Origin of the sequence: Albibacterium bauzanense (assembly GCF_004339765.1) — a bacterium.
Classification (GTDB): Bacteria; Bacteroidota; Bacteroidia; order Sphingobacteriales; family Sphingobacteriaceae; genus Albibacterium; species Albibacterium bauzanense.
In genome coordinates this window covers 402,351-426,528 of record NZ_SMGO01000001.1, presented here as the reverse complement: position 1 = coordinate 426,528, position 24,178 = coordinate 402,351, and the positions used below count along the sequence as shown (strand labels likewise).

The 24,178-nt window shown below is 32.2% G+C and carries 28 protein-coding genes; 12 read left to right on the top strand and 16 right to left on the bottom strand.

Annotated features, from left to right (window positions below; translation table 11 throughout):
• Positions 1-19: 19 nt before the first annotated feature.
• Entirely contained in the window at positions 20-451 is a 432-nt protein-coding gene (locus C8N28_RS01940) for a hypothetical protein (RefSeq protein ID WP_132221011.1), read from the bottom strand.
• 181 nt (positions 452-632) lie between these two features.
• Between C8N28_RS01940 and C8N28_RS01935 the strand changes: the two genes are divergently transcribed.
• The 8 genes from C8N28_RS01935 to C8N28_RS01900 all read left to right on the top strand — a co-directional run bounded on the left by C8N28_RS01935 (position 633) and on the right by C8N28_RS01900 (position 4,963).
• Positions 633-887, top strand: coding sequence for a type II toxin-antitoxin system Phd/YefM family antitoxin (locus C8N28_RS01935; RefSeq protein WP_132221010.1), 255 nt, complete (start codon positions 633-635; stop codon positions 885-887).
• Positions 888-956: 69 nt separating this feature from the next.
• Positions 957-1,148, top strand: a complete 192-nt coding sequence (locus tag C8N28_RS01930) for a Txe/YoeB family addiction module toxin (protein ID WP_221410174.1) — start codon at positions 957-959, stop codon at positions 1,146-1,148.
• Positions 1,148-1,279 carry a type II toxin-antitoxin system RelE/ParE family toxin gene (locus C8N28_RS13900; protein WP_132222478.1) on the top strand — a complete coding sequence of 44 codons (132 nt, stop codon included), beginning with the start codon at positions 1,148-1,150 and terminating at the stop codon, positions 1,277-1,279. The genes C8N28_RS01930 and C8N28_RS13900 overlap by 1 nt, the downstream gene beginning before the upstream one ends.
• On the top strand, positions 1,276-1,584 hold the full coding sequence (locus C8N28_RS01920; protein ID WP_132221009.1) for a helix-turn-helix domain-containing protein: 309 nt from the start codon (positions 1,276-1,278) through the stop codon (positions 1,582-1,584). The genes C8N28_RS13900 and C8N28_RS01920 overlap by 4 nt, the downstream gene beginning before the upstream one ends.
• Positions 1,585-1,705: 121 nt before the next feature.
• On the top strand, positions 1,706-2,425 hold the full coding sequence (locus tag C8N28_RS01915) for a siderophore-interacting protein (protein WP_132221008.1): 720 nt from the start codon (positions 1,706-1,708) through the stop codon (positions 2,423-2,425).
• Positions 2,426-2,431: 6 nt separating this feature from the next.
• A complete protein-coding gene (locus C8N28_RS01910; RefSeq protein WP_132221006.1) occupies positions 2,432-3,286 on the top strand; it encodes an alpha/beta hydrolase in 855 nt (284 codons plus the stop codon).
• A gap of 78 nt (positions 3,287-3,364) precedes the next feature.
• On the top strand, positions 3,365-3,877 hold the full coding sequence (locus tag C8N28_RS01905; RefSeq protein WP_132221004.1) for a DUF6141 family protein: 513 nt from the start codon (positions 3,365-3,367) through the stop codon (positions 3,875-3,877).
• A 345-nt stretch (positions 3,878-4,222) separates the two neighbouring features.
• Positions 4,223-4,963 (top strand): hypothetical protein, encoded by a 741-nt coding sequence (locus C8N28_RS01900; protein ID WP_132221002.1) that lies wholly within the window; start codon positions 4,223-4,225, stop codon positions 4,961-4,963.
• Positions 4,964-5,006: 43 nt separating this feature from the next.
• Here the strand turns inward: C8N28_RS01900 and C8N28_RS01895 are convergent, their stop codons facing one another.
• The 8 genes from C8N28_RS01895 to C8N28_RS01860 all read right to left on the bottom strand — a co-directional run bounded on the left by C8N28_RS01895 (position 5,007) and on the right by C8N28_RS01860 (position 12,380).
• Entirely contained in the window at positions 5,007-5,558 is a 552-nt protein-coding gene (locus C8N28_RS01895) for a dihydrofolate reductase family protein (RefSeq protein WP_132221000.1), read from the bottom strand.
• 78 nt (positions 5,559-5,636) lie between these two features.
• Positions 5,637-6,029 carry a DUF1398 domain-containing protein gene (locus tag C8N28_RS01890; RefSeq protein ID WP_132220998.1) on the bottom strand — a complete coding sequence of 131 codons (393 nt, stop codon included), beginning with the start codon at positions 6,027-6,029 and terminating at the stop codon, positions 5,637-5,639.
• Between the two features lie 105 nt (positions 6,030-6,134).
• Complete coding sequence (locus tag C8N28_RS01885; protein WP_132220996.1) at positions 6,135-6,833, bottom strand: HNH endonuclease; 699 nt, start codon at positions 6,831-6,833, stop codon at positions 6,135-6,137.
• A gap of 168 nt (positions 6,834-7,001) precedes the next feature.
• Positions 7,002-7,712, bottom strand: coding sequence for an RloB family protein (locus C8N28_RS01880; protein ID WP_132220994.1), 711 nt, complete (start codon positions 7,710-7,712; stop codon positions 7,002-7,004).
• Between the two features lie 7 nt (positions 7,713-7,719).
• Entirely contained in the window at positions 7,720-8,985 is a 1,266-nt protein-coding gene (locus tag C8N28_RS01875) for an AAA family ATPase (protein WP_132220992.1), read from the bottom strand.
• A gap of 325 nt (positions 8,986-9,310) precedes the next feature.
• A complete protein-coding gene (locus C8N28_RS01870) occupies positions 9,311-9,589 on the bottom strand; it encodes a hypothetical protein (RefSeq protein ID WP_132220990.1) in 279 nt (92 codons plus the stop codon).
• Positions 9,574-11,337 carry an ATP-binding protein gene (locus tag C8N28_RS01865; RefSeq protein WP_132220988.1) on the bottom strand — a complete coding sequence of 588 codons (1,764 nt, stop codon included), beginning with the start codon at positions 11,335-11,337 and terminating at the stop codon, positions 9,574-9,576. Before C8N28_RS01865 ends, C8N28_RS01870 begins: the two co-directional genes overlap by 16 nt.
• On the bottom strand, positions 11,337-12,380 hold the full coding sequence (locus tag C8N28_RS01860) for an SIR2 family protein (RefSeq protein WP_165870283.1): 1,044 nt from the start codon (positions 12,378-12,380) through the stop codon (positions 11,337-11,339). Before C8N28_RS01860 ends, C8N28_RS01865 begins: the two co-directional genes overlap by 1 nt.
• Before the next feature lie 206 nt (positions 12,381-12,586).
• On the opposite strand from C8N28_RS01860, the gene C8N28_RS01855 reads away from it, so the two are divergent.
• Entirely contained in the window at positions 12,587-13,426 is an 840-nt protein-coding gene (locus C8N28_RS01855) for a tyrosine-type recombinase/integrase (RefSeq protein ID WP_132220984.1), read from the top strand.
• Positions 13,427-13,574: 148 nt separating this feature from the next.
• On the opposite strand, the gene C8N28_RS01850 is transcribed toward C8N28_RS01855, so the two are convergent.
• The 3 genes from C8N28_RS01850 to C8N28_RS01835 all read right to left on the bottom strand — a co-directional run bounded on the left by C8N28_RS01850 (position 13,575) and on the right by C8N28_RS01835 (position 15,356).
• Positions 13,575-13,769 (bottom strand): type II toxin-antitoxin system Phd/YefM family antitoxin, encoded by a 195-nt coding sequence (locus C8N28_RS01850; protein ID WP_165870282.1) that lies wholly within the window; start codon positions 13,767-13,769, stop codon positions 13,575-13,577.
• Between the two features lie 431 nt (positions 13,770-14,200).
• On the bottom strand, positions 14,201-14,848 hold the full coding sequence (locus C8N28_RS01840) for a nucleotidyl transferase AbiEii/AbiGii toxin family protein (protein WP_132220982.1): 648 nt from the start codon (positions 14,846-14,848) through the stop codon (positions 14,201-14,203).
• A 1-nt stretch (position 14,849) separates the two neighbouring features.
• Positions 14,850-15,356, bottom strand: a complete 507-nt coding sequence (locus C8N28_RS01835; protein WP_132220981.1) for a helix-turn-helix transcriptional regulator — start codon at positions 15,354-15,356, stop codon at positions 14,850-14,852.
• A 453-nt stretch (positions 15,357-15,809) separates the two neighbouring features.
• Here C8N28_RS01835 and C8N28_RS01830 point away from each other — a divergent pair, with 453 nt between their 5' ends.
• On the top strand, positions 15,810-19,517 hold the full coding sequence (locus tag C8N28_RS01830; RefSeq protein WP_132220980.1) for a DUF7149 domain-containing protein: 3,708 nt from the start codon (positions 15,810-15,812) through the stop codon (positions 19,515-19,517).
• Here C8N28_RS01830 and C8N28_RS01825 read toward each other — a convergent pair.
• Positions 19,501-20,367, bottom strand: coding sequence for a TaqI-like C-terminal specificity domain-containing protein (locus tag C8N28_RS01825; RefSeq protein ID WP_221410173.1), 867 nt, complete (start codon positions 20,365-20,367; stop codon positions 19,501-19,503). The two genes, C8N28_RS01830 and C8N28_RS01825, sit on opposite strands and share 17 nt — an antisense overlap.
• A gap of 151 nt (positions 20,368-20,518) precedes the next feature.
• Between C8N28_RS01825 and C8N28_RS01820 the strand changes: the two genes are divergently transcribed.
• Positions 20,519-21,127, top strand: coding sequence for a master DNA invertase Mpi family serine-type recombinase (locus C8N28_RS01820; RefSeq protein WP_132220978.1), 609 nt, complete (start codon positions 20,519-20,521; stop codon positions 21,125-21,127).
• 173 nt (positions 21,128-21,300) lie between these two features.
• Here C8N28_RS01820 and C8N28_RS01815 read toward each other — a convergent pair whose 3' ends face one another.
• The 3 genes from C8N28_RS01815 to C8N28_RS01805 all read right to left on the bottom strand — a co-directional run bounded on the left by C8N28_RS01815 (position 21,301) and on the right by C8N28_RS01805 (position 23,012).
• Entirely contained in the window at positions 21,301-21,555 is a 255-nt protein-coding gene (locus C8N28_RS01815; protein ID WP_132220977.1) for a Txe/YoeB family addiction module toxin, read from the bottom strand.
• On the bottom strand, positions 21,552-21,803 hold the full coding sequence (locus tag C8N28_RS01810; protein WP_246012697.1) for a type II toxin-antitoxin system Phd/YefM family antitoxin: 252 nt from the start codon (positions 21,801-21,803) through the stop codon (positions 21,552-21,554). The genes C8N28_RS01815 and C8N28_RS01810 overlap by 4 nt, the downstream gene beginning before the upstream one ends.
• A 90-nt stretch (positions 21,804-21,893) precedes the next feature.
• On the bottom strand, positions 21,894-23,012 hold the full coding sequence (locus tag C8N28_RS01805) for a DUF2914 domain-containing protein (protein ID WP_132220973.1): 1,119 nt from the start codon (positions 23,010-23,012) through the stop codon (positions 21,894-21,896).
• An 83-nt stretch (positions 23,013-23,095) separates the two neighbouring features.
• Between C8N28_RS01805 and C8N28_RS01800 the strand changes: the two genes are divergently transcribed.
• Positions 23,096-24,172 carry an SGNH/GDSL hydrolase family protein gene (locus tag C8N28_RS01800; protein ID WP_132220971.1) on the top strand — a complete coding sequence of 359 codons (1,077 nt, stop codon included), beginning with the start codon at positions 23,096-23,098 and terminating at the stop codon, positions 24,170-24,172.
• Positions 24,173-24,178: the final 6 nt, after the last annotated feature.

Genomic DNA, 24,178 nt, shown 5'->3' with positions numbered 1-24,178 from the left:
ATCATATTGCAATTCTACCTTACTTGTTCCTTAATCTTTGCTTTTTCAACTTCTTTTCCTCTTTTCTAATTTTTCGTTCTGCATCAAACCTATCTAACCTTGCTGCCGTACCCATCATTCGACTCTGAAAGTAAAACTGATGGCTTTTTTGCTGTTTCTCAGCGTCTTTGTTAGATAATAGCTCTAATGAATGATTGCTATCGTCTCTTTCAGATCCTAGAATAGTAGAATGACTACCATTGGTATTAACGATAACCGAACCATGTTTAACAGAAACCGACCCATCAGAATTTATAATATGCGGACCATGTTGAACGGAAATTGTGCCATTCGGATTAATGATATGTGGGCCATGCTGTATAGAATGGGTTCCGTCGGCATTCACAACAATTTGACCTTGTACATTTACAAAAAAGAATACAAATAGACTTATAGCAAACACTTTTTTCATAATCACAATATCGATAGAAGATTAAAACTAACGCACTAAAGCAATATACGGAAAAATAGTCTCTTGAAAGACAGAATGCTTTTTGAGTGTTAAATATTGTTAACGTTTTTATAATCAACTAAATGATCTTTATTTTATTATACATTATTTTGTACATTTGTATGTACATATATTTATAGTTATGATAGTAATTAGTCCAAGTGAGCTAAGAGGTAATTTGAAAAAATATCTGGATTTAGCCGAAAATGAGCGTATAATAATACAACGAGGAAAAACTGAAACTTTTGAATTACGTAAAAGAGAACGTATAAGCGATGATCCTTATTTTGATGATATAAAGAATATCGAGGAGATAGAGAAGGGTATAGAGGATTTAAGAAAAGGTAAATACAGTAAACTAGATCCGACCAAAACTCTATGGGAAAATATATTGTAAATATCTCCGACAAAGCTATTAAGGATTTAAAGGATATATAAATCGGGCGATAAAAAAAGTATCAAAAGATTGGAGCGGGTTTTTGCTGAATTGGTTGAAACTCCTTTTATAGGGATAGGTGAGCCCGAAATGTTGAAATATCAATATGCTGGATATTGGTCTAGAAAAGTTAATCAAAAAGATAGGTTAATATACATGGTTCATGAAGATACCGTAACCGTTTATATAGTTTCTGCTAAAGGACATTATAATGATAGGTAATACAGGATAAAAGAAATACCGTTGTAATTTCAACTCACGGATTGGTTAAGAAAACGGATAAAATTCCGAGAAGTGAAATTGAAAAAGCTGAAAGATTAAGAGAGAAGTATTTTAACGAGAAAAAGAAATGAAAACTTATAGTTTAGACGAATTGACTGATAATTACATCGGTAAAAAAGAGACTGAAAAGCGTAATGAATTTGAGAATGAATTACGACTAGACTTGCTTGGACAAGCTATAAAACAAGTTCGTTTAGAAAGAAATATGACCCAAGAAGAATTAGGCGAACTGGTTGGAGTAAAGAAAGCACAAATTTCGAAAATTGAGAATAATGCAACCAACGCTAGGTTTGCTACAATTTTAAAAGTTTTCAAAGCATTAGATGTAAAAGTGAATTTTAACGTTGAATTTAACAATGAAAAATTTGCTTATTGACCTATTCGTCTTGTTTGTATTCTCCATTAACAACCTTGATTAGTACAATTATAACCGCCCATTTTACAACATATACCTAATAATTCTATGCAGTTTTGCTCCAAATCAATATATTAATATAATGCCAAGAGTAGCAAAATGGTTAGGCGATGCAATGGAAGCCTTAATACCTTCCAAAATGCCGTTAATGGAAGTAGTAGAAACGAATTACATCAGTCCTAAAATAAAAAGAATACGTTTTCAGGGAAACCTTTCCGGTATGAGTTTTCAACCTGGTTATGCAGTTCTTATCCGTGTAAATGAAACAGAATTTAGAAACTATACAGTTGTATTTAACGATGTGGAAAATGGGATTTTAGAAATCATTTTTTATATACATGGTCAAGCTCCGGGAAGCCTTTTTATTGATAATTTAAATGTAGGAGATGAGATACGCATCAGTGCGCCTAGAGGGAAAAAACAATATGAACCAACGATAAAACAACATCTTATCTTTGGAGACGAAACCTCATTGGGACTTGCTTGCTCTTTTCTTCCTTATCTAAAAAAGAACCAGCATCAATTTCAATTTTATTTTGAACTGGATGAATCTAACTTCAACGTGCCTCAGCTTTTAGGTTTAGAAAATTATTCTGTTTTCTCAAAAAATGATATATTTATAAATAGACAGTTAATAAACGATTTGCCTATATTTAATTCACCTGACTGGAATACAAGTCATTTCGTTTTAACAGGAAATGCAACTTCGGTTCAAAACTTTCGACACGTCTTGAAAAGCAATAGTGTAAAAGGACGAATATTCACAAAAGGATATTGGCTTAAAGGGAAAGCAGGTTTATAGAAAATAATGAAGAAGATAATCATATTTTTATTTTTCATTTTCTCAACGATTTCAATCTATGCACAATCTGGTAAACCATTTGTGCTTGGCATAATTGATGAAATTCAATCAAAAGAATTAGGAGAGAAAAGGACATTTAATATCTATCTTCCTGAAGGATATAACGATGCTGACACGGTAAGCTATCCTGTTATTTACTTGCTTGATGGTTCGGCAGATGAAGACTTTATTCATATTGTTGGCCTTGTTCAATTTAATAGTTTTGAATGGGTAAATCGTGTGCCAAAGTCTATCGTGGTAGGCATTGCTACTGTGGATAGAAGGAGAGACTTTACATTTCCTACAGCAATAGAAGAAGATAAAAAGACATATCCTTCAGCAGGGCATTCAGATAGGTTTATCAGTTTCATAGAAAAGGAACTGCAGCCCTATATAGACAAAAACTATAAAACGAGTTCATCCAAAACAATAATTGGACAGTCATTAGGAGGGCTTCTTGAAACAGAGATTCTATTAAAGAAACCTCAGCTTTTTAATAAATATATTATCGTTAGTCCAAGTCTTTGGTGGGATAATGGCTCATTGCTTAATCAGGATTCTGAGATATTAAATGCCGATTATAATGTCAATACTTTAGTTTATATTGCTGTAGGCAAAGAAGGTTTGACACCAACTGCAATTCCAAGAGTAATGGAGGTTGATGCAAATTTATTGGCAGAAAAATTACGAATGGCCAAAAACAAAAATGTAAAGGTTTTATTCGATTATTTACCCGATGAAGACCACGCAACAATACTGCATCAAGCAGTAGCAAATGCGTTTAAGAATTTATATATAACAACAAATAGTACTCAAGAATAAGAATCAGTATTCAGAAATAAAATCTGTTATGAAGCCAAGAATCAGAACATTATTTTAACCCTACCGCAAAATTAAAATATGAACGATAAAGTCTTATTTAGCGAGCAACAAAGATTCAGACAATGGTGGTTTTGGTTAATCTTATTGGGTATAAACACACTATTTATACTAGGAGCATATAAACAAGTTATAGAAAGACAGCAATTTGGCGACAAGCCAATGAGCAACGAAGGACTTATATTTGCCACAGGCTTAGTTGTTTTGTTTACAGTCTTGTTTGTTTTCGCTCGATTAGAAACACAGGTAAAGAATGATGGCATTTATATTAGATTCTTTCCTTTCCATATTTCTTTTAAATATTATCCTTGGGATAAAATAACCAGATCATTTGTGAGGAAATACAGGCCACTTGTTGAATACGGTGGATGGGGTTTACGATTCAGTATCTTTGGAAGCGGAACAGCCTATAATGTTTCAGGCAATATGGGATTGCAGCTTCAATTTACTGATCAGAAGAAATTATTAATAGGAACAAGTAGCCCCGAAGAGTTGATTAAAGCACTCAATGAAATAAACCAGTTTAAATCTTAAAGCTGAAACAAACCAAAACCTCATTACTAAGTTGCTAAATACAGGAAAGTTATTCATACTTTTAGTTTTTACTTCCTTCTTATATAAATTCTAAACACCTTGCTTTACACATTAGAGTTATTAAAGAGCTATTCTTGCGCTACGTCTGCGCTTTTTTGGCTCTTTTAGTGTAGATATAGCAGTGAAAACTTTCTGTGGGTTTTCATTAATTTAAGAGAAGGTATGTGCGTCTCCTATGCTTCTGTTAATCAAATGCCCGTTTCATTATGCAATTTTCTCACAAACTGGCTTTCTCGGTATAATCCGCCAATCTTTGGTTTTGTTTCGCAATTAAATTTTAAGATTATGGCAATTATTAAGAATGGCAAAATTCATGGAAGGATTGGAAATTATGTTTATCGCGTGGTGAACGGGCAGGAGATTATTCAATCTTATCCGCGTACTGTAAAACCACGAGGAGGCACCGTTTTGGAAAGTAAAAAATTTGGGAAAGCAGCCTATCAAAGTGCAAGGATTTTTGGTTTTTTGAAGGACTTTGCTTTAAACAATCAGGATGGATCATTTTATTGTAGTATGGTTAGCTTTTTTAAGAAAAGTTTCTACTCAAAGCATAAAATTGCAGATAATCCGGTATTCGATGATTGGGAGACAGTTCCTGGTTTTGAAAGTATGGTTGTTAATTCAAAGGCACAGGTAAGTGATATTCTTCTGGAAAAACCACAGGTATCAATAACAGGAGAGAGTTGTACGCTAGATATCTCTGAATTCGATGCTAATCAAGAAGCCAAAGGTATTATGAAAGACGTATCTCATATCGGCTTTGGGTTTTTGTTGATCCATTATGATTTTGACTCACGGTTTGCTGAGGTAGTTCATTATTTCGAATCGGAACGTTTCCGAATCTCCAAAGGGTTTAAAGAACAGAATTTTGAAATTCCATTGGTTATTGATAATGCCACAATTGAAAGAGGTATGCTACTTTTTGCTTTCGGATTGCGACTGTTTGCATCTTTACAGAGTTTCGGATATTTGAATAATAAGAGCTTTAATCCCTGTGCTATATTGGGTGTTTGGTATAAGAGGTAAGGGGGTGATTATGTCAATATTTATGTCTTTCAACGCTTTGAACTTAATACAGTAGCAGTTGGTAGTAAAGTATTATAGCTCCGCTATTAAAGATTTTAGTTTTAACAAGTTTAAAAATAATTCTGTCGTATATTTCTTCAAATAGAGCTAAACCTTTTCCCTCAACCATTGGATATATGCAAAGTTGTAATTCATCAATCAAATTAAGTTTCAATAGTTGTATGATTAAACTACGACTACCAATAAAAATATTTTCCCCTGATTGTTGTTTGAGTTCTAAAACCGTTTCTTTTAAATCATTATTTGCTAAGGTTGCACTTTGCCAATCTACATTTTTAAGTGTATGAGAGAAAACAATTTTTGGTATTCTGTCAATAGCCGTAGCAAAGTCATTCATTGATTTTTCTTCGGAAGGATTTTCTAAAAATGTCCGCCAATATTCCATAAGTTGATACGTGGTTTTGCCGTATAGAATTGCGTCACCTTGTCCTAATAATTCTGTATAATGTTGATGTATTTCTACATCTGGAATTCCTACTGTATGATCACAAATTCCATCAACTGTCATATTGAGTGCCGCAATTATTTTTCTCATATTTTTTTAACATTTATACGGTGTTACCTGCTGGCTTTATTATTCGCTGTCTTTTTCACATTATTCTTTATTAATATTTCACAGCTGCGGAATTGGCTCAACCACTAATTTATTTCCCTTTTTGTCAAAATAAGTTACTGTCATTTCAATCATATGAGTTGTCCATTTTTCAACTCCTGCGTCTGATGCTTGTTGACAAAAAGTTGGGTAGCCTGTTTGTCCTTGTTGATGGATTGAAATTGCGTGTTTCAGTTTTTCCGCTGAATTTATATTGTTTACTTCCATTTTCGGATATTTTGATTCTCCGTCAAGAGTAAAGTCATTTATTCCATAATATTTTGTTCGTCCGTCTGATACAAAGTTATCATAATGTGTTATTCCAATTTCTTTTAAATTTTGGACAAATTGAGGGAAATCCGCTCCGCTTTTAACTTTTCCAAATGCTTGGTGTATTTGTTCTATTGTAAACATATTCAATATTCCATTTTTTTATTTCAAGTTTCGGTTTTTCTGCTTGCAGGTAACATCTGTATTAACAAAACCATATTTCGCCAATCCAATATTTAGCAGTAGTTCCTATTTGTCATTTATTTTAAATTTTGGAGGTAATATTATTTTATGCTTTAAGCAATAATCAATAAATTTTCCATTTTCCAATACTTCGAACGCAGACGCTTTTGCATCGGACAATGTTTTGTACTTTTTAGAACTTTTCTTTCCATAAATCGACAAATTGAAACACTCTTCATCTTTACTGATTAAAATTTCAAATAAATTTTTACTTATTTTATAAATGTTATCTTCTTCTTTCCACTTCAACGATTTGATAAAATTTTGTTTTCTACTTTCAAATCTTCTTGCTGATTCTAAATGATTTGACGCTTCAAAACTGTCAGTTAAATTGTCGCAACATTGTCTTCCTACTTGTATCGAACCCCATTTTTCGTGATATATATGAAAAGCATATCGCATATTATTTCCACATCTGTCGCATATCCCGATTAGATCCCCTAAATCTTCATCGCAAATATAATCCCATCCAAAATTTGGCATTATAATTCCGTGCTCCATTGCGTGGCAACCTCTGCATAAAGTTATACAATCTTCGCTCGCATATTCCCATAGTTTTCTACCTTTTATATAATGTTTATGATGTACTTGCAAAACGACTTCAAATGAATTTCGTCTACACTGCAAACAAACAAACCGATCGGATTCGATAATATCTTTACGAAAAGATTTCCACGCTTCTCCTTGATACTTTCGGTTTTTCATATGCGTACTTTTGGTAGAATTACGGCTAACGTTTGCAGCTTGACGAAGTGGCGGAAATCGAAGCACAAATGTTCAATTTTGTACAAAAGTTCATTCGAAGAACTGCCATTGAACTTAGCACTAAACCCGACATTTTGCCAAACTGCTGTTGGTGGCTATGGCTTTTGCTTATTGTCCTTCCCTATATTTTTCTATAATCTCAGCGTTTAATTCTTCAGACTGTCCATTAAGTTCTTCAACAAGTTTAAACACCATTGTTTGCGGATTGTAATTGGCAAATTGTTCTCCAGTAATTCCATTAGCTAATTCTTTAGCCCATTTTATTGCAGAGCCTTGATTACCTACTTTATTTAATAGAAAATACATTTCAGTATCATTTTTTTTGTATTGAAATATATTTTTCTTTTTACCAAGCTTTGTATTTACAGCATCTTCTATAGATTTCTTATATTCATCTCGCGTCATTGCTGTTATACGGTTATAAAAATGCAACAAATACCATAATTCAAAAGCTTCATTACTCCAAGCACACTTTATATCATTAGCGTTAGCTTTTAAAACTGCACTATTGAAAGAATTTGCCTTGAAACTATCTCTATCAAAAACCGCCCAAACTCTATCATACTTTTGTTTAGATTTATCCCTGAGTTCAATAGCCTTCTCAACAACTTTTAGAGTGCTAATTCCACCACCATCAAATCCAATGTCGTAGACAATTTTGCCTACTTGTTTGGGGAAAGATTTAAAATAATTCGGTTCGGTTTTTTCCCCTTCACATACAATTAAAAAATAAGTTACAAGTTCTCTTGCTTTATTTTTTTTAGCCTGTTTTGCAAAACGCTTCTGTAAAGCATTATCAATTTTTATAATTCGTGCCATAGTTCAATTAGTTTGTAATGAATGGAATGGCACCATATCTGCCTCTTATGTAGTTTCTTTCAAGATTTGAATCGTTTCTAACTTTAGAGCCGTCAGGTAAGTTGAAGTCGGATAGCGAATACAAATCTGTTTGTTCTTGATCGTCCTTTTCTGCAAACCAAATTTGATCTCTTCTAAAAAGATCTTCACCTAATAAATTAGTATCGTGTGTTGTGAAAATCAATTGAGCATTGTTAGGATTTGATTCTGGGCTATTAAAAAGTTCAACAATACGTATTGTAATTAGCGGATGTAACTTAGCGTCTAATTCATCAATAATTAACGCTTTACCGAGATACAATGTATCGAAAATCGGTCCAGACAAATCAATAATTTTGTTAGTACCTTCGGACTCATTTCCTTGTTTGTCAAAAACAACAAAATCTATAACATTTCCTTTTTTGTCAAATTTATTATGTACGGTCTTTAAACTAACACCTTTTTTCCCAGCGAAGTCTTTAATAAGTTTTGTTTTCATTTTAGCTGAAATAAAGTCAGGGATTTCAGCTGGATTAAAGTCTGACTCTACCGCATTAATCTCTTTGAATCCTAATTTAAGCTTTTGGTATAGTTTCAAAGATTCATTGCATCCATTCAAATTTTTGTGAAGCATTCTCATTGTAAACCCTGTATAATCATTATGCTCAAGACCTGACAATACATTATAATCATTGAAAAAATCTACTATTTTTTTTGAAATGTCACCGCCTAATTGAGCTACCAGAGAAATAAATAGTCGGTTGCCATTTGTTTTAGATTCATTTCCTTCGCCTTCTTTAAATTTATCGGAAACACCTATTCCATCCAATGTCCTTATGAACAGAGATTTCTCACTTTTTTCAGATTTCCCAGCAAATAGCCATTCATTGACAATTTGCTCCAATGTATATTCAAAGCCATATCTATATCTCGTTGAATCTTGCCAAAAAACAATTTCAAAAAAAGTCGGTTGATTTTCGGTTTCGGTGGATAGTAAGAATGGGGAATAATCTAATTCATCTGAATCATTTAACTTCACAGAGCTCAAAACAACGTCTCTCATTCTTTCTAAGGCTTTAATCAAATTGCTTTTTCCACTTGAATTAGCTCCATAAATTACAGATGAACGAAGAATCTTTTCAGGTTTGAAACTAGATATATTGGTTTTTAATTCGGAAATGCCTTTGGCTTCAAGGCTTAGTGTTCTTTTCTTATTGAAGGAAAGAAAATTTCCAACTGTAAATTGTACTAACATTTTTATTTATTTTGAGAAATATACGCAAATCTAAAACATAAATTCACAAAAAAACACAATTTCTGATTATAAATTGAGAAAAAGTCTCAAAAAAAAGATCTTTATTGACGACATTCTCTTATTTGGCAGCTTCGCCCGTTAGCCTTGCCACTAACGTTTTGCAGCTACAAGAAGTTGGCGATTTCGAAGCTCTAAACTATCTGCTACCATTGAACTTGAAACTAAGCACAAAGCTTCATTTAACCACTGAAACGCCAATTTTTTGTAGGTGCTGTTAGGGGCTGGGATTTATTCTCTAATTTTCATTCAATTTAATTCAAAACTATTATTTATACTGCTCTCCTTTGTAACCGCCTTTTACAACTAGCATATTAAATGTGGCGCCATAAGATGGTTTACCCTGACTTTTACTAATTACTTCTTTATTTAGAATTCTTTCGAAAATTTCATAAGGTAAGTTACAAAACTTGTAACCGCTACCTTTCTTAAATTCTACATACATATCTAATCCAGTATGAGCAATTCTATCAATATTATCTGAGTCAAACCCAATTTCTTGCCATTCTATATCCATAGTTTTTCCTTTAATTATTTTTGCATCCAACGTATTATTGTTTCACTATAACTTAATTCTTCTGGTTTTTCTTGATTCCATGCTCTTATCTTTTCAGCAAAGTTTATGTTCTTTACAGTGTCTAATAATGGTATTTTTACTTTCATTGGTATTTTCATACACTCGCCAATTACAAATGCATCTCCATTTCCCAAGGATGGCAAAGATTTGAGGAACATTGAAAAATTATTTGGTGCAAAACTTATAATTTTTGACTGATCCTCACTATTAGTTAAGCGCAGAGCAATAAAAGTGCTAACTTGGGATAAAATCGTATTAGGAATTTCAACTGGTCTTTGAGAAATTATCATTGCTCCCAATCCAAATTTCCTTCCTTCTTTCATTATTCGTTCTACAGCATTTTGAGAAAAACTATTTTGAGTTCCAGAATTTAAGTACCGATGCGCTTCTTCGTAACATATTAGCAAAGGCCGACCTTCATATTTCTTATCGTCAATTTTTAAAGTATAATAAACCGTGTCAAATAGTAAGTTTGAAAGTACTCCAATGACAACATCTAAGATATTATATGGTATTCCGCTTAGGTTTAATACGCTTATTTGTTTATCATTTTCAATCCAAGAGGAAATTAATTCTGCTATACTTTTATCTCCTTTTATGTATTCATCATCACCAAATACAAATTTAAAATCTTCATTACGCAATAAATTCTCGATGTTATCTGCAACGTTTTTATATTGAACCTCATTTGACTTAAATGGTCTATTGACTCCCATAGAATATGGTTCAAATTGAGGTTTAATCAAATTTTCAGCATCTCCAATTAAAGGATTTTCATCTCCGTCTTTTAGATATGCGAATTCACCGAATATTCTTGAGCCATTCTCAAAGGTGCCATAACCTCTATTATAAAATTCAAACCAAATATTTTTAATATTAAATGGAATTGGCGAATTTATATTTATATCTGATAGTTTTATTTTTTCTTTTAGTAAGTCTACTGAATTAACAAATTCTTTTTTCATTTCAAGAATCCTATCCCTAAAGACATCTATAATTGAGGAATAAGTTAAACCGTTTCCAAGTCCAAACAATTTACAAAGAGTTTCAAAATCAAGCATCCAATATGGTATAACCAGCTTTTTTGCTGGGTCATAAATGGAGAATTCATTTGCATCGTCACCAAGATATTTCATGTATTCACCATGAATATCAATAATTACAACCCTGGAACTTTTATATTCTGTCGTTATATTATTTAATAGATAAGCAACAGTATTAGATTTACCACTACCTGTACTACCTACTATTAGTGAATGTTTAAGTACAAATTCATTAAGATTTAAGTAAACAGGTAGACTATTGGAAAAATAATTTTTCCCAACTTCAATAGGAAATTTCACATCAGATTTAAATATGACATTGATATCGTCTTCATCAATCAAAAAAACTGAATCGGCAATACTTGGTGTTATTTTAGCTCCGCTTTCAAATTCGCCCTTTATATTTTTAAATCCAAGTAATGAGACATTAATTACCTTCTTATTGATTGCAATATCACCAGTTTGCATATAAGTTGAAAAAGATTCAACAACGCAATAAACACAAGAAAGACCATTAATGATTTTTACAAAACTACCAACCTGACCAATACGATACAAAGTTCCATTATGGATTATATTATAATTATCGAGTTCATTGCTGACTTCAACTATAACTCTTTCAGTATTAACTTCTATAACCTGACCAATTTTGCCGCTATTTGTGATATTTAACATTATGGTTTGGGTATTATTTTAGGTTCGGGAGCAATTGGTTTTGAAAAAGTAATCTCATCAATTAAGGAGATTAAATTATTAAAATCACCTATATTAGAGGTGCTATTAAAAATACTTTCTCTTCGATTAGAATACTTTTTCTTATTGGTATAAATAGAAAAGTTTGGATAACTACCTAACAAACCTATTCCTTGTTTAAAAGTGAAATCATCATATGCAAAAGCAATGACTGACAAACGATGATTATTATTAAGCCCATTAACAATAACCTCATTTATATGGTCATCACCAAAAGAATATCCCAATACAAAAACAATTTTTTCTTTATCAATAAGATATTTACGTAGTCTATCTAAATAGGAAATATATGGAGCCTTTCTAGAAGATAAATATTTATCCATAGAAGGATATATCAGCAGGTTTTCAGCAGATTCAATTCCGCTATTGTCAATGTATATTTTATCACTTATATCCTTTACAAAGTTCAAAGAACCATGTAATTTCCATAATTTAACCCAGCTTTGCTTAACATAGACACCTTGAAAATCATCAACAGAGTCTGTAATAAAGAAAGGTTTTACGTTTCCAATAAAACCACTGAAATATGGTAAACTCGCTTTTTCAAGTGCTTTTTCAACTAATAAATCATAATTTAGGGTAAAAATTTCTTTTTCATAATCTCGATTAATAAAATTTAACCAAAGAACTAATTTATAAAAATTATCAGTATCAATTTCAATTGATAATTCGTCAAAAATAATTTTCTTTATAGCCTTTTCGATATCAAGAATATCTTGTTCCTTTAAGCTATTTATTTCTTTTCCAGATTTTAATAAAATCCTTAATTGCTGTGTTTTATTTAATATATTTTCGACAGTATCCTTATCATCTAATATTTTAATGAAGTTAGCATTAGTAATACCTGCTATAGCTAGTTTAGTTATATCTTCAATATTTGGGAGTCCGCATGCTTTAGATACTCCAGCCCCTAATAAAAGACCTATTTGTTTGGGTGTCGCGAGAATTTCTTTTAAATTTTCCATGTTGTTACAATATGATAGATGTTGATTTTGCGATATCCTTGCCCCTAACATCTGTATTAACGAAATCATATTTCGCTAATACAACATTATATATGTATAGCGTTTTATTCTTATGTAAATATATTAAAACATTGACTAATAGGGAAATATTATTAATTATTGACAAAATAGCGAAACTATTTATAAAATATTCTTGTTAACTAAATATGGATAGCGAAAATCTATTGACATTATTTGAGAAAAGGTTGGCACTTCAAAGGTATTCACCTAGTACAATTAGAGCCTACCGAGACTATGCACATATTTTTCTAAAACATATGGAAGACTATGTTGATTTGGAACAGATACCGATAATAGAAATTGAAAACTTCATAAATATGAAGGTAAAAGAGGATCGGATAAGCGTTTCCTATCAAAAAGGGCTAGTTGGTGCCATTAAAAAATTATATAGGCTCTTACTAGTGAAAAATATCAAGTTAGATTACTTATATCCCAAAAGGAGTTTTGACAGTTTACCTAAGTTCTTTTCCAAAGATGAAATAAGAAAGATTTTAGAATGCACTTCTAATTTAAAACATAAGGCTTTGCTTATGTCAATCTACAGCTGTGGATTAAGGCTCAGTGAGGTTTTGAACCTGAAAATTACCGATGTTAGATCTTCAGATAAATTACTGAGAATAAATCAAAGTAAGGGTAATAAAGATCGTATTGTATCATTGCCCGACAGGTTATTAGTAACTTTAAGAGAATATTATAAAGAATACAAACCAAAGGTTTATCTTTTTGAAGGTGCTTCGGGTAATAGATATAGTGAACGTAGTGTACAACTTGTTCTTAAACAAGCACTTTCCCGAGCTAAAATAGGCACTTTAGGCACAGTACACACATTACGACACTCATATGCTACACATTTAATTCAAAGTGGTACTGATATTCGTATAGTACAGGAATTATTAGGTCATCAATCGATAAAAACTACTCAGATATATACTCACATTACCGATGTAAATAGAATAAATACGCCAAGTCCTTTAGATTTCCTTTAATATCCCTAGCAAAGTAATTCAGATAGATCTAAAATAAATAGTCCTTCACTATAAGAAGTAGTTTAGTGGTTATAAGGATTGAGAATAACTTTCATTCTTCGATAAGATTCCTGGGTTGAGCTTTTCCTTGCTGATACTGCTCAATTCCTCATTGAAGCCGTTCTGAATTTTTTGGAGATTTTAATAAATAAAAAGTTTCCATAATACTTTCGTAATCTGATTCTGAAAGACTCACGACATTCTCACCCTTTGCCCGGGTTACAAATAAAGGACTATTGCTTTTAAATACCTCATCCAAGTATTTCTTTAGCTTTTGTCTGAAATCTGAATAGGTTGTATGCATAATAACAATATAAGGAAATTTACAGATCTCTCTTTGACTAAAATCTTTTTTCCTTTAAATCTATTTGTTTTGTACTTGATCCTGAAACAATTTCAAAATCTACTACTCCTAAAACAAGTTCTTCGTCTACAGTAATGACTTCAACTTTCCAGATTCCATTCTTAACATTTCGAGAATCTATTTATTTCTTTGTAATGGTAAATGAGTTTTGTTTTACTTCTAATAAGAAGTACATTTATCATTAAATGGATTTTTAGCTAGTTCAATTTATCTAAAGGATTATTTCCTCTTTACAGAGCTTCGGATATTTAAATAATAAAGAGTTTAATCCGAGTAAGATATTGGGAGTTTGGTATAGGAGGTGAGGAAGTTTTAAAGCAAGGTAGATTTGTGCAAAGCAATAATCGTTGCATTTTATATGTGTAAATTTGTTACAGTGAGGCGTTTACGGCTTGTTCGATGTCTTCTTTGATAAAGATCCATTCTTTGTTTTTGAGACAGATGGGATCTGGCTCATCATCGGCTGCTTCGAACTCGGTAAAGTTTTGATGGATTAAAGCTTCATCATGTGACCATTCGAAACGCTGGCGATGCAGATCCTTCATTTCGCTGATGCTATAGTGATCAAGTACTTCGTGCAGGTCCCAGAAATCTTTTTTTCTTCCACCTCTTTGAACTATGTCTACTTTCATCGCTATAATTTCTTCAATTGTGGCCATCCGTATATTATCTTCAACTATAGCTTGTTGAAAAAATGGATCTATTGCATAGTAGACATCTAGTTTGGTGATATGATTAATGTCAGGTCCGACCAAATAAGATTTTCCTATGCCAGGGTTGCCACCAAAATCACCTTGAACATAACCAAATGATATGTTAAGAAAGTCCTCAATTGCATCAAAGTCGATTGAACGATAAGAAGCGTCGGTAAAGAAATCGATGTCAACTGACATTCTGTGACCTAGTTGCAGACTTAATGCTGTTCCGCCTACTAGTCGGAATTTCAGGAATTCTTTAGATTGCATGAGTGTAATCAGGGTGTCTTTTAAAAGATTATTTACAGTATTCCAGTACAACATATTATTTAAGTTTTTTATGAAGCATGATCGGTATACTGTTACCTGTGATCTTGTCCTTGCCAGTTATTTCTTTTATTTTGCCCTTACCGTAAAACTTTAAGATCTCTTCTTTTTCCTCAGTATTTCCTCGTTCAAATATGCGTTGAATAACGTATTTGTATTGTCTTTGCCATTCAATTTTACTAATATCAGTGTCCCAGAAGAGTATTTCTCGAATGATCGATAAGTCAGGGTGCTTTCTGAATTCAGTTTTTTGTTTCTCTTTTTTGATTTCGTAATAGGCTTGCAGTATAAACATAGTCCCTTCTTCTAATTCCAGAGCCTTGTCTATTTTCAAAGATAGGGCAGGAGTTAGCCCGCGTCTTCCCTTGGTTACCTCATTTAGCGTTTGGGGATATTCATTTAAGGAAAGGGCGAAAGGACCCTTTTTAAGATTTCTTTTCTTTAGTTCGCGCTCGAGAATCATTCCTGGATGTATTCCTTTATATTTCTCTAATGTCGTTTCCATATTCAAAGATAAACAAATTTAAGTAAACATTATTGTTTACTTTTAAGAATATACTGTTTTTGCTTTCGAACTGCGGTTTTTCGCTTCTTCGCAAAACTTCGGATATTTAAATAATAAAGAGTTTAATCCGTGTGGGATATTGGGAGTTTGTTATAGGAATGAATGCACCTTTAATTTAGACAGTTTTTACAGTAGTAAAAGAGTTTTGTTTTCCTCTTAATAAGTATTACATTTAGCAATAAATGGATTTTTTAGCTCATTAAGCCAAATTGTTGTCATTAACTATCCAATTATAGATGATAACCAGAAAGTTAAGAAATAGAGCAGTAATTCAGATTCTTGGATACTGTTTAAGGTAAAGTGAATTTTGAATGTTATTAGTATTTATCATTTTCTATAGAGAAGGTGAGTAGATATAAATGGACTAACTGATTTAAAGCAGAAATAAGACGGATGGAAATTAAAGTATTGAAGCCTAGAGAAGCGTTAAATAAAGCTTTTCTGAAAGTAAAACCAAACAGGGTTGAAATAGAGAGTTTCAAGAATAATCTGATTCAATTGATTGACAGAATTAATGATAATGAATCAGAAGAGTTCCATAAAAATATAATTATTGACTTCCTTAAGAAGACTTATTATGATCCTAATCATTTTATAAATACAAAAGGAAGAAAAGATCTTGTAATCCATAATGGAGATAAAGCCAGTACTTCAGTAGGGGTGATTCTTGAAGCTAAGAAACTTTCAAATAAGAGCGAGATGGTAAGTTTATCTAACTTAAACGTTAAGGCTCTTCAAGAATTAGTATTTTATTATTTACAAGAACGAGTTACGCATAAAAACATTGAAGTAAAAAGTTTAATTATTACTAATATTTATGAGTGGTATTTCTTTGACGTTCATGTCTTTGAACGTTTATTTGCTAAAAATAAGGATTTGGTATGGAAATTTGAGGAGTTTATAAATGGCAGATTATCAGGTAAAACGACTGATTTCTTTTATTCGGAAATTGCAAAACCAGCTATTGAATCTATCGTCCAAGAAATAGAATTTACTCATTTTGATATTCGGGATTACCAAGATATTGTTAGGAACGACGATAAAAAGGATGATAATAAGTTAATTGCTTTATTCAAATTATTGTCTCCTGAGCATCTTTTGAAACTCCCATTTACGAATGATAGTAATACGTTAGATAAACAATTTTATAATGAATTGCTTCATATTATTGGTCTGGTAGAAACGAAAGAAGGAGGGAAAAGGTTAATAGAACGCAATAAAGATGGTAAGCGAAATTCCGGAACTATCATAGAAGATACTATTATCCAATTAGATAGTTTGGACAAAATGACCAGATTAGATAAAGCTTTTCTATATGGTGAAAATCATCAGGAACGATTGTTTAATGTAGCCTTAACTTTAAATATCACTTGGATAAATCGTGTACTATTTCTTAAATTACTTGAAGCACAGCTCATTAAATACCATAAAGGCGATAAGTCATATTCATTTTTGAATCTAGATAGAATCAAGGAATACGATGATTTAAACAGCTTGTTTTTTCAGGTTTTAGCACGTAAACATGAGGAAAGGAATGACGATGTAAAAAAGATATTCGAAAAAGTACCTTATTTAAATAGTTCACTTTTTGAACCTACAGAAATAGAACATTCTACTTTATTTATCAGTAATTTAAAAGATGATAAAAAAATTCCTATTCTTTCAACGACTGTTTTAAAAGATCAACAAGGTAATAGAAGGGTAGGGAACTTATCAACTATAGAGTACCTTTTTCAATTTTTAGATTCGTATGATTTTAGTAGTGAAGGGGCTGAAGAAATTCAAGAAGGTAATAAGACATTAATTAATGCTTCTGTACTTGGGTTAATTTTTGAAAAAATTAATGGCTACAAAGATGGGTCTTTTTTTACTCCAGGGGTGATTACTATGTATATGTGCAAGGAGATTTTAAGAAGAACTGTTATTCAAAAATTTAACGAAGTCAAAGGTTGGAACTGTGAAGAGTTTTCTAAATTATATAATAAAATTGAAGATTTAGATGAAGCAAACCAGATTATAAATAGTATCAAAATTTGCGATCCAGCTGTTGGTTCGGGCCATTTTTTAGTTTCTGCACTAAATGAATTAATCGCTATAAAAAGTGAGTTGGAGATTTTGCAAGATAAGGATGGAAAGCGATTAAGAGAATATTGTGTTGAAGTAGAAAATGATGAGTTAATTATTACCGGTAAGGACGGGGAATTATTTGAGTATAATCCAAGTAACAGAGAGAGTCAGCGTATACAAGAGACATTGTTTTATGAAAAGCAGATTATTATTGAGAACTGTCTTTTTGGAGTTGATATTAATCCAAACTCTGTAAAGATTTGTCGTCTGCGATTGTGGATTGAATTGTTAAAGAATTCATATTATAAGACAAAAACAGAATTAGAAACATTGCCAAATATTGATATTAATATTAAGAATGGTAATTCTTTAATCAGCCGCTTTGGTTTTGATAGTGATTTGAAGTCTGCTTTGAAGAGCAGCAAAATTTCGATTGATGATTATAGAAATGCAGTTTCTGATTATCGTAATGCAAAGAGTAAAGATCAAAAAAGAAAATTAGAAATATTAATTAATGATATAAAGGGCAATTTCAAGAGTGAGATTAGTAGAAATAGTAAAGAAATAAGAAGTTTACAATTACTGAATGCAGAATATTTTAATAAATATGGCAGTGATCAGTTATTTACAGTCACCTTAACTAAAGCTCAACAAAAGGATAAAAAAAGCCTTGAAGATAAAATCCAAAAGATTGAAGCTTTTAGAGAAGAGGTTAAGAATAATAAGATTTACGAAAATGCTTTTGAATGGCGAATTGAATTTCCCGAAGTATTAAATGATGACGGCGACTTTATTGGTTTTGATGCAATTATTGGAAACCCACCATATATTCAATTGCAGAAAATGGGAGCTGATAGCGATGCTTTACAAAAAGTCGGTTATGAAACATTCGCTCGTACAGGAGATATCTATAGTTTGTTTTATGAATTAGGGCATCGAATTTTAAAAAATAAGGGATTATTGATTTTTATTACATCCAATAAATGGATGAGGGCTGGTTATGGAGAAAGTTTAAGGAAGTTTTTTATAGAGAAGAGCAATCCTTTGGTTTTAGTCGATTTTGGAGGCACACAAATTTTTGATACAGCGACTGTAGATACTAATATCTTAATGTTTTCTAAGGATAAAAATCAACAAAAAACGTTAACCTGTGTCGTCAAAGAAAAGGTGTTAAGTAATTTGAGCGTTTATATTAGGCAGTTTGGAATTACAACCAGTTTTACTACCCCTACTAATTGGACAATCCTAAGCCCCATTGAGCAGCAAATAAAGGCTAAAATAGAAACTATAGGCACACCGCTAAAAAATTGGGAAATTAGTATAAACTACGGCATTAAAACAGGTTTTAATGATGCTTTTATAATTGACGGGAAGAAAAAAGCTGAACTTATAACCTTAGACCCTAAATCTGCTGATATTATACGACCTATTTTACGCGGCAGGGACGTTAAAAGATATTCACATGAATTTGCTGATTTGTGGCTGATTAATAGCCATAATGGCATAAGAGAACAAAGTATAAAACCCATAAATATAGACGATTATCCCGCGATTAAACAACATCTTGACCAATATTATTCTGAACTTGAAAAGAGAACTGATAAAGGGATTACTCCTTATAATTTAAGGAACTGCGCATATATGGAGGATTTTTCTAAACAGAAAATCATATTTCAAGAGATGGTTCAGGAACCAAGTTTTATGTTGGATGAAGATGGTAAATATCTATGCTTGGACACGGCAAGAATTATAACTGGAGAAAATCTCGACGTGCTGATTACTATTTTGAATTCAAAATTATTCTTTTATGCGGTAAAGACATTTTATGGTGGTGGAGGATTAGGCGAAAATGGAATTCGTATGAAACATACATTTTTTGAAAATTTTCCAATGCCAAATACATCCGGGATAGCAAATCAATTAATTAGCTTAAGCAAAAATGTGTCGATAGAAAATTCGGAAAATATTGATTTAATTATATATAATTCATTTAAGCTAACTAAAGAAGAAATTGCATTTATTGAGCTTCAATAAATGCAATTTCTTCTTTAGTTAGACCATACAATTCATAGGTTAATATTTCAATATCTGCTTCAAATTTAGTTGTTTCTTCGTTATTTTCTTTCATTGTTAAAATTCCTTGTACTAATTCCGAAATTGACTTTTGTTCAGCGTCAGAAATACGAGGAATTGGAAAAAGTATTACATTTTGAGCACCTATTTGCATATCTCCTACACCTGTCTTATTCATGTTAGTTAGATAGCTATACCATTTTATTATACGTGAGTTTAAAACGGCTAATAGGTATTTTAAATTGCCACCTGTCAAGATATAACAAGCATTATTTACCATAAGATTACTAGAATCCATAGAAAAAGCCATTTGGTCGCCAATAATTTTCCATATGATTTTCTGTTTAGAAAAATCCTCCCAATAATTTGCTCCCCAACGTTGTAAAGCATACCATTCATACCGTATTCCGGTCTCGGATTTGTTTCTGTTAGACAATTCCACATGGTATTTCAAGAGGTGTGCATATATATAAGGGTATTGATTTTCAAAGGCTTGCTCGGCAATTAGCGATGCGCCTTTTACAGTTGGATCATTATGCAAAGGGAAATGCCAAGGTATATAAATAAGCCATAAATCAGCAAATTCATGTGAATATCGCTTGATATCACGCTCTCTAAGTATTGGTCGTATAATATCAGCAGATTTAGGGTCTAAGGTTATAAGTTCAGCTTTTTTCTTCCCGTCAATTATAAAAGCATCATTATACCCAGTCAAGATACCTCGATTTATATTAATGTCCCAATCCTTAAGAGGCGTTCCTACAGCCTCTATTTTAGCCTTAATTCCTTGTTCAATCGGGCTTAAAATCACCCAACTTTCTGAACCCTTAAATTGAGAGATAGTTGCATGCTGTCTAAAGTAAACGCTGATTTGGTTGCATATAATAATAGTCTGTTTTAATTTAGACAGAACTGATTTAAATTATACAATACTTTTACTGTTCATTTAAACAGATAAAATTATGATTTACGGTTACATCAGAGTAAGTACAGACAAACAGACAGTTGAAAATCAACGGTACGAAATCAACCAATTTTGTAAGAAAAGTGTATATGTAGTAGACAAATGGATAGAAGAGACTATTTCAGGTTCGAAAAATGTAGATGAAAGAAAATTAGGTAAGCTTCTTAGAAAAATGAAAAAAGAGGACATTCTAATTTGTTCTGAATTGTCTCGTTTGGGAAGAAATCTTTTAATGATTATGGGTGTGCTTAATGAATGTATGAATAGGGATATTCAAGTTTGGACTATTAAAGACAATTATCGTTTAGGCAGTGATATAAATTCTAAAGTATTGGCATTTGCCTTTGGATTATCTGCTGAGATAGAGCGAAATCTTATTTCTCAACGAACTAAAGAAGCTCTTGCTCGGAAAAAAGCAGAAGGTGTGATTCTTGGTCGTCCTAAAGGAAGTAAATCCTCGAAAACGAAACTTACAGGTCAAGAGAAAAAGATCAAGGATTTATTGGAAAGAAAAGTGTCTTATAGTGCGATTGGAAGAATACTGGGCGTGCATAGATTAACTGTTTCGAGTTTTGTAAATAGACATCACCAAATCCTTAACAATTAAATATTAAAAGTCAATCTCCAATTCTTGCCGATACAAATGTTGGCTGCTCCAAAAACCTTTCTTTATTTCTCTTATGCAAACGCCTATTTGAATAATAAAGAATTTAATCCGAGTAGGATATTAGGAGTTTGGTATAAAAAGTAGTTTATTGGTTATAAAGATTGAGGAGGGTTTTAATAGTGATACTTGCATTGAAGAACTATAACAACTCCATCCTCGACTTTATACACAAGGCGATGTTCTTGATTTATACGTCTTGACCAAAATCCAGATAAATTTTCTTTTAGAGGTTCAGGCTTACCTGTTCCTTGGAAAGGAGTTCTCAATATTTCTTTAATTAGGCCGTTGATCTTTTTTAGCATTGATTTATCAGTCTGTTGCCAATATAAGTAGTCTTCCCAAGCACCATCGACAAAAATAACTTTCATTCTTCGATAAGATTCTTTGGTTGAGCTTTTCCTTGCTGATACTGCTCAATTCCTCGTTGAAGCCGTTCCGCATTTTTCGGAGATTTTAGTAAATAAAAACTTTCCATAATACTTTCGTAATCTGATTCTGAAAGTACTACGATATTTTCACCCTTTGTACGGGTGACAAATAAGGGACTATTGCTTTTAAATACCTCATCCAAGTATTTCTTTAGCTTTTGTCTGAAATCTGAATAGGTTGTAATCATAATAACAAATATAAGAAGATTTTATAATTGTACAATATGTTGTACATTGTGTACTGGCTTATGATAATGATTTACGAAATCTCTCTTTGACTAAAATCTTCTTTCTTTTAAATCTATTTGTTTTGTACTTGATCCTGAAACGATTTCAAAATCTACCACTCCTAAAACAAGTTCTTCGTCTACAGTAATGACTTCAACTTTCCAGATTCCGTTCTTAACATTGTTTTTGTAGGTATATCCTCGATAACCGCCTGTTCTGCCACCTTTAATTTCATAAGCAATATCTTCTACAATTTCCCAGTTTTTAGTAGCAGGGTTTAACCATTTCCAACGATGTGCAATAGCTTTTTCCAGGTTTGTAGGAGCAAATATGGAAGTAAAAATATAAACATCTTCATTTGGACGGTGAGTGAATTTTAATCGATGGTCTCTCCAGAATATATACCATTCGTCTGCCTCATATATAACTTTATACTTATTGTTGCTTATCTCTACTTGGTGCGCAACAATTCCATCTTCCAATGCTAAGGGCACAGGAGGAATCAGTTTAAAAAAATAAAAGAAATTTAATGTTGTATAAAGTATCAATATCATACTGATCATTTTTCCCAAATGAATCTCTTTGCGAGTGCTGGGACTTACTAGATAGATAAAAATCAATAGGCAGAAAATATAAGCTAAACTGGTAAAGCCAGAGATCAGAAAAATATCTTGATTCATCTTTCTGATAAAAACAGGGATTATAAAGCTGAAAAATGTAAAGCTTAAAAAATAGAGTACACTAAACTGCAAGTATTTATTTGAAATTCGTTTTTTCAGTAATTCGTTTGCGAATAGTATAAAAACTAAAATGATGAAAAATGAAGCTGTCTTTGATAGAGAGACACTTCGTGAAAAATAAATGACGTATGCACTTGAAAGTGCTCCAAAAGAAAACTGTATGGCTAAAGGAAGGTAAATCTCGAATCTTTCGATAAAGGTGTTTTTCCACTTTTCATCATCAGCTAAATTAAAGAGATAGATATTAATCGTTAGAAATATCATATGTAAGCAAAGAATAGTAAGATCATATACACGATCTATTCTGCCTAATGTCATAGTGTCAAAGATGAATCCTCCCATGAAAAATAGTACAGGTAAATGCTTTTCATGTTTTCGAATATATTTTCGAAATGCGCTATTTCTAAATCGTACTAATGCTCTTTTCATTGTTCTTTTCAACCAGTTAAATTAAGGTTTTTTAAAGATCTAATTATGATTGTGGGTTAATTCATATTAACTATCTTTATTTTATGAAAACACCCTTAATAATCCTTTTCATTTTTATATCTGGTTTAACCTATGGTCAGACTGAAGAAACAAGTCAGTATCACCGATTAACTGTTTATGGCAAGGCTGAAGATAATGGAAATTCTTTCCATCGTATTGATACTACCCGATATCCAAACATACCCGGCAATGTGAAAAGATTGCTGACTAACGGTGCAGGATTGTTCGTGAGTTTTAAAAGTAATAGCGAATATGTTAAGGCAAAATGGTGTGTAACCAGTAGAGGTGTATCACCGAATATGACGGCGATAGCTTATAAAGGGCTTGATATTTATATAAAAAATAAGGAAGGAAAATGGCAGTTTGCAGGTAGTGGTAATCCTGCAACGAAGGAATGTAATGAATATACGCTGGTTGATCATATGGATAGTAGTGAGAAGGAATTTCTGTTATACCTGCCTCTATATGATGAAGTGAAAAGTCTTGAGGTTGGTGTTTCAAATGCAGCCGAATTTCAGGAATTGGAGAACCCTTTTAAAAAGCAGATTCTGGTATATGGGTCAAGCATTGCTCAGGGTGCTTCTGCTAGTCGGCCAGGATTGGCTTATCCGGCTCAATTATCCCGAAGTACGGGTTTGAACTTTATCAATCTTGGTTTGAGCGGTAGTGCTAAAATTGAACCTGCAGTTGCAGATATGATTGCACCAATGCAAGCTGATCTGTTCATCCTGGATTTTGTTCCCAACTCAACAGCTGATATTGTAGCAGAACGGACAGAGTCTTTTATTAAAAAGATTAGAAGTGAACACCCGGAAACACCAATTATTATTATGCAGAGCCTTGTTAGGGAAAGTGGTTTCTGGAATCAGGAAGTTGGTGAAAGGGTAAGAAAGCAAAATGAACAAATAGGCATTGAGTTTAAAAAGCTGCAGGATCAAGGGATCAAAAATCTTTATTTTATCGAAGGAAAAGATCTTTTGGGCGATGATCATGAAGGTACGGTTGATGGTACTCATCCTACCGATGTTGGCTTTTCCAGAATGCTTGAGAAAATCCAACCGATAGTGTTGGAAGTTCTCAAGAAACATAAAATTATCTGATGGGTT

Bases quoted from the DNA above. Each gene is read 5' to 3' on its own strand.
- C8N28_RS01940 (WP_132221011.1), bottom strand. From the start codon at position 451: ATGAAAAAAGTGTTTGCTATAAGTCTATTTGTATTCTTTTTTGTAAAT.
- C8N28_RS01935 (WP_132221010.1), top strand. From the start codon at position 633: ATGATAGTAATTAGTCCAAGTGAGCTAAGAGGTAATTTGAAAAAATAT.
- C8N28_RS01920 (WP_132221009.1), top strand. From the start codon at position 1,276: ATGAAAACTTATAGTTTAGACGAATTGACTGATAATTACATCGGTAAA.
- C8N28_RS01915 (WP_132221008.1), top strand. From the start codon at position 1,706: ATGCCAAGAGTAGCAAAATGGTTAGGCGATGCAATGGAAGCCTTAATA.
- C8N28_RS01910 (WP_132221006.1), top strand. From the start codon at position 2,432: ATGAAGAAGATAATCATATTTTTATTTTTCATTTTCTCAACGATTTCA.
- C8N28_RS01905 (WP_132221004.1), top strand. From the start codon at position 3,365: ATGAACGATAAAGTCTTATTTAGCGAGCAACAAAGATTCAGACAATGG.
- C8N28_RS01900 (WP_132221002.1), top strand. From the start codon at position 4,223: ATGGCAATTATTAAGAATGGCAAAATTCATGGAAGGATTGGAAATTAT.
- C8N28_RS01895 (WP_132221000.1), bottom strand. From the start codon at position 5,558: ATGAGAAAAATAATTGCGGCACTCAATATGACAGTTGATGGAATTTGT.
- C8N28_RS01890 (WP_132220998.1), bottom strand. From the start codon at position 6,029: ATGTTTACAATAGAACAAATACACCAAGCATTTGGAAAAGTTAAAAGC.
- C8N28_RS01885 (WP_132220996.1), bottom strand. From the start codon at position 6,833: ATGAAAAACCGAAAGTATCAAGGAGAAGCGTGGAAATCTTTTCGTAAA.
- C8N28_RS01880 (WP_132220994.1), bottom strand. From the start codon at position 7,712: ATGGCACGAATTATAAAAATTGATAATGCTTTACAGAAGCGTTTTGCA.
- C8N28_RS01875 (WP_132220992.1), bottom strand. From the start codon at position 8,985: ATGTTAGTACAATTTACAGTTGGAAATTTTCTTTCCTTCAATAAGAAA.
- C8N28_RS01865 (WP_132220988.1), bottom strand. From the start codon at position 11,337: ATGTTAAATATCACAAATAGCGGCAAAATTGGTCAGGTTATAGAAGTT.
- C8N28_RS01860 (WP_165870283.1), bottom strand. From the start codon at position 12,380: ATGGAAAATTTAAAAGAAATTCTCGCGACACCCAAACAAATAGGTCTT.
- C8N28_RS01855 (WP_132220984.1), top strand. From the start codon at position 12,587: ATGGATAGCGAAAATCTATTGACATTATTTGAGAAAAGGTTGGCACTT.
- C8N28_RS01850 (WP_165870282.1), bottom strand. From the start codon at position 13,769: ATGCATACAACCTATTCAGATTTCAGACAAAAGCTAAAGAAATACTTG.
- C8N28_RS01840 (WP_132220982.1), bottom strand. From the start codon at position 14,848: ATGTTGTACTGGAATACTGTAAATAATCTTTTAAAAGACACCCTGATT.
- C8N28_RS01835 (WP_132220981.1), bottom strand. From the start codon at position 15,356: ATGGAAACGACATTAGAGAAATATAAAGGAATACATCCAGGAATGATT.
- C8N28_RS01830 (WP_132220980.1), top strand. From the start codon at position 15,810: ATGGAAATTAAAGTATTGAAGCCTAGAGAAGCGTTAAATAAAGCTTTT.
- C8N28_RS01820 (WP_132220978.1), top strand. From the start codon at position 20,519: ATGATTTACGGTTACATCAGAGTAAGTACAGACAAACAGACAGTTGAA.
- C8N28_RS01815 (WP_132220977.1), bottom strand. From the start codon at position 21,555: ATGAAAGTTATTTTTGTCGATGGTGCTTGGGAAGACTACTTATATTGG.
- C8N28_RS01810 (WP_246012697.1), bottom strand. From the start codon at position 21,803: ATGATTACAACCTATTCAGATTTCAGACAAAAGCTAAAGAAATACTTG.
- C8N28_RS01805 (WP_132220973.1), bottom strand. From the start codon at position 23,012: ATGAAAAGAGCATTAGTACGATTTAGAAATAGCGCATTTCGAAAATAT.
- C8N28_RS01800 (WP_132220971.1), top strand. From the start codon at position 23,096: ATGAAAACACCCTTAATAATCCTTTTCATTTTTATATCTGGTTTAACC.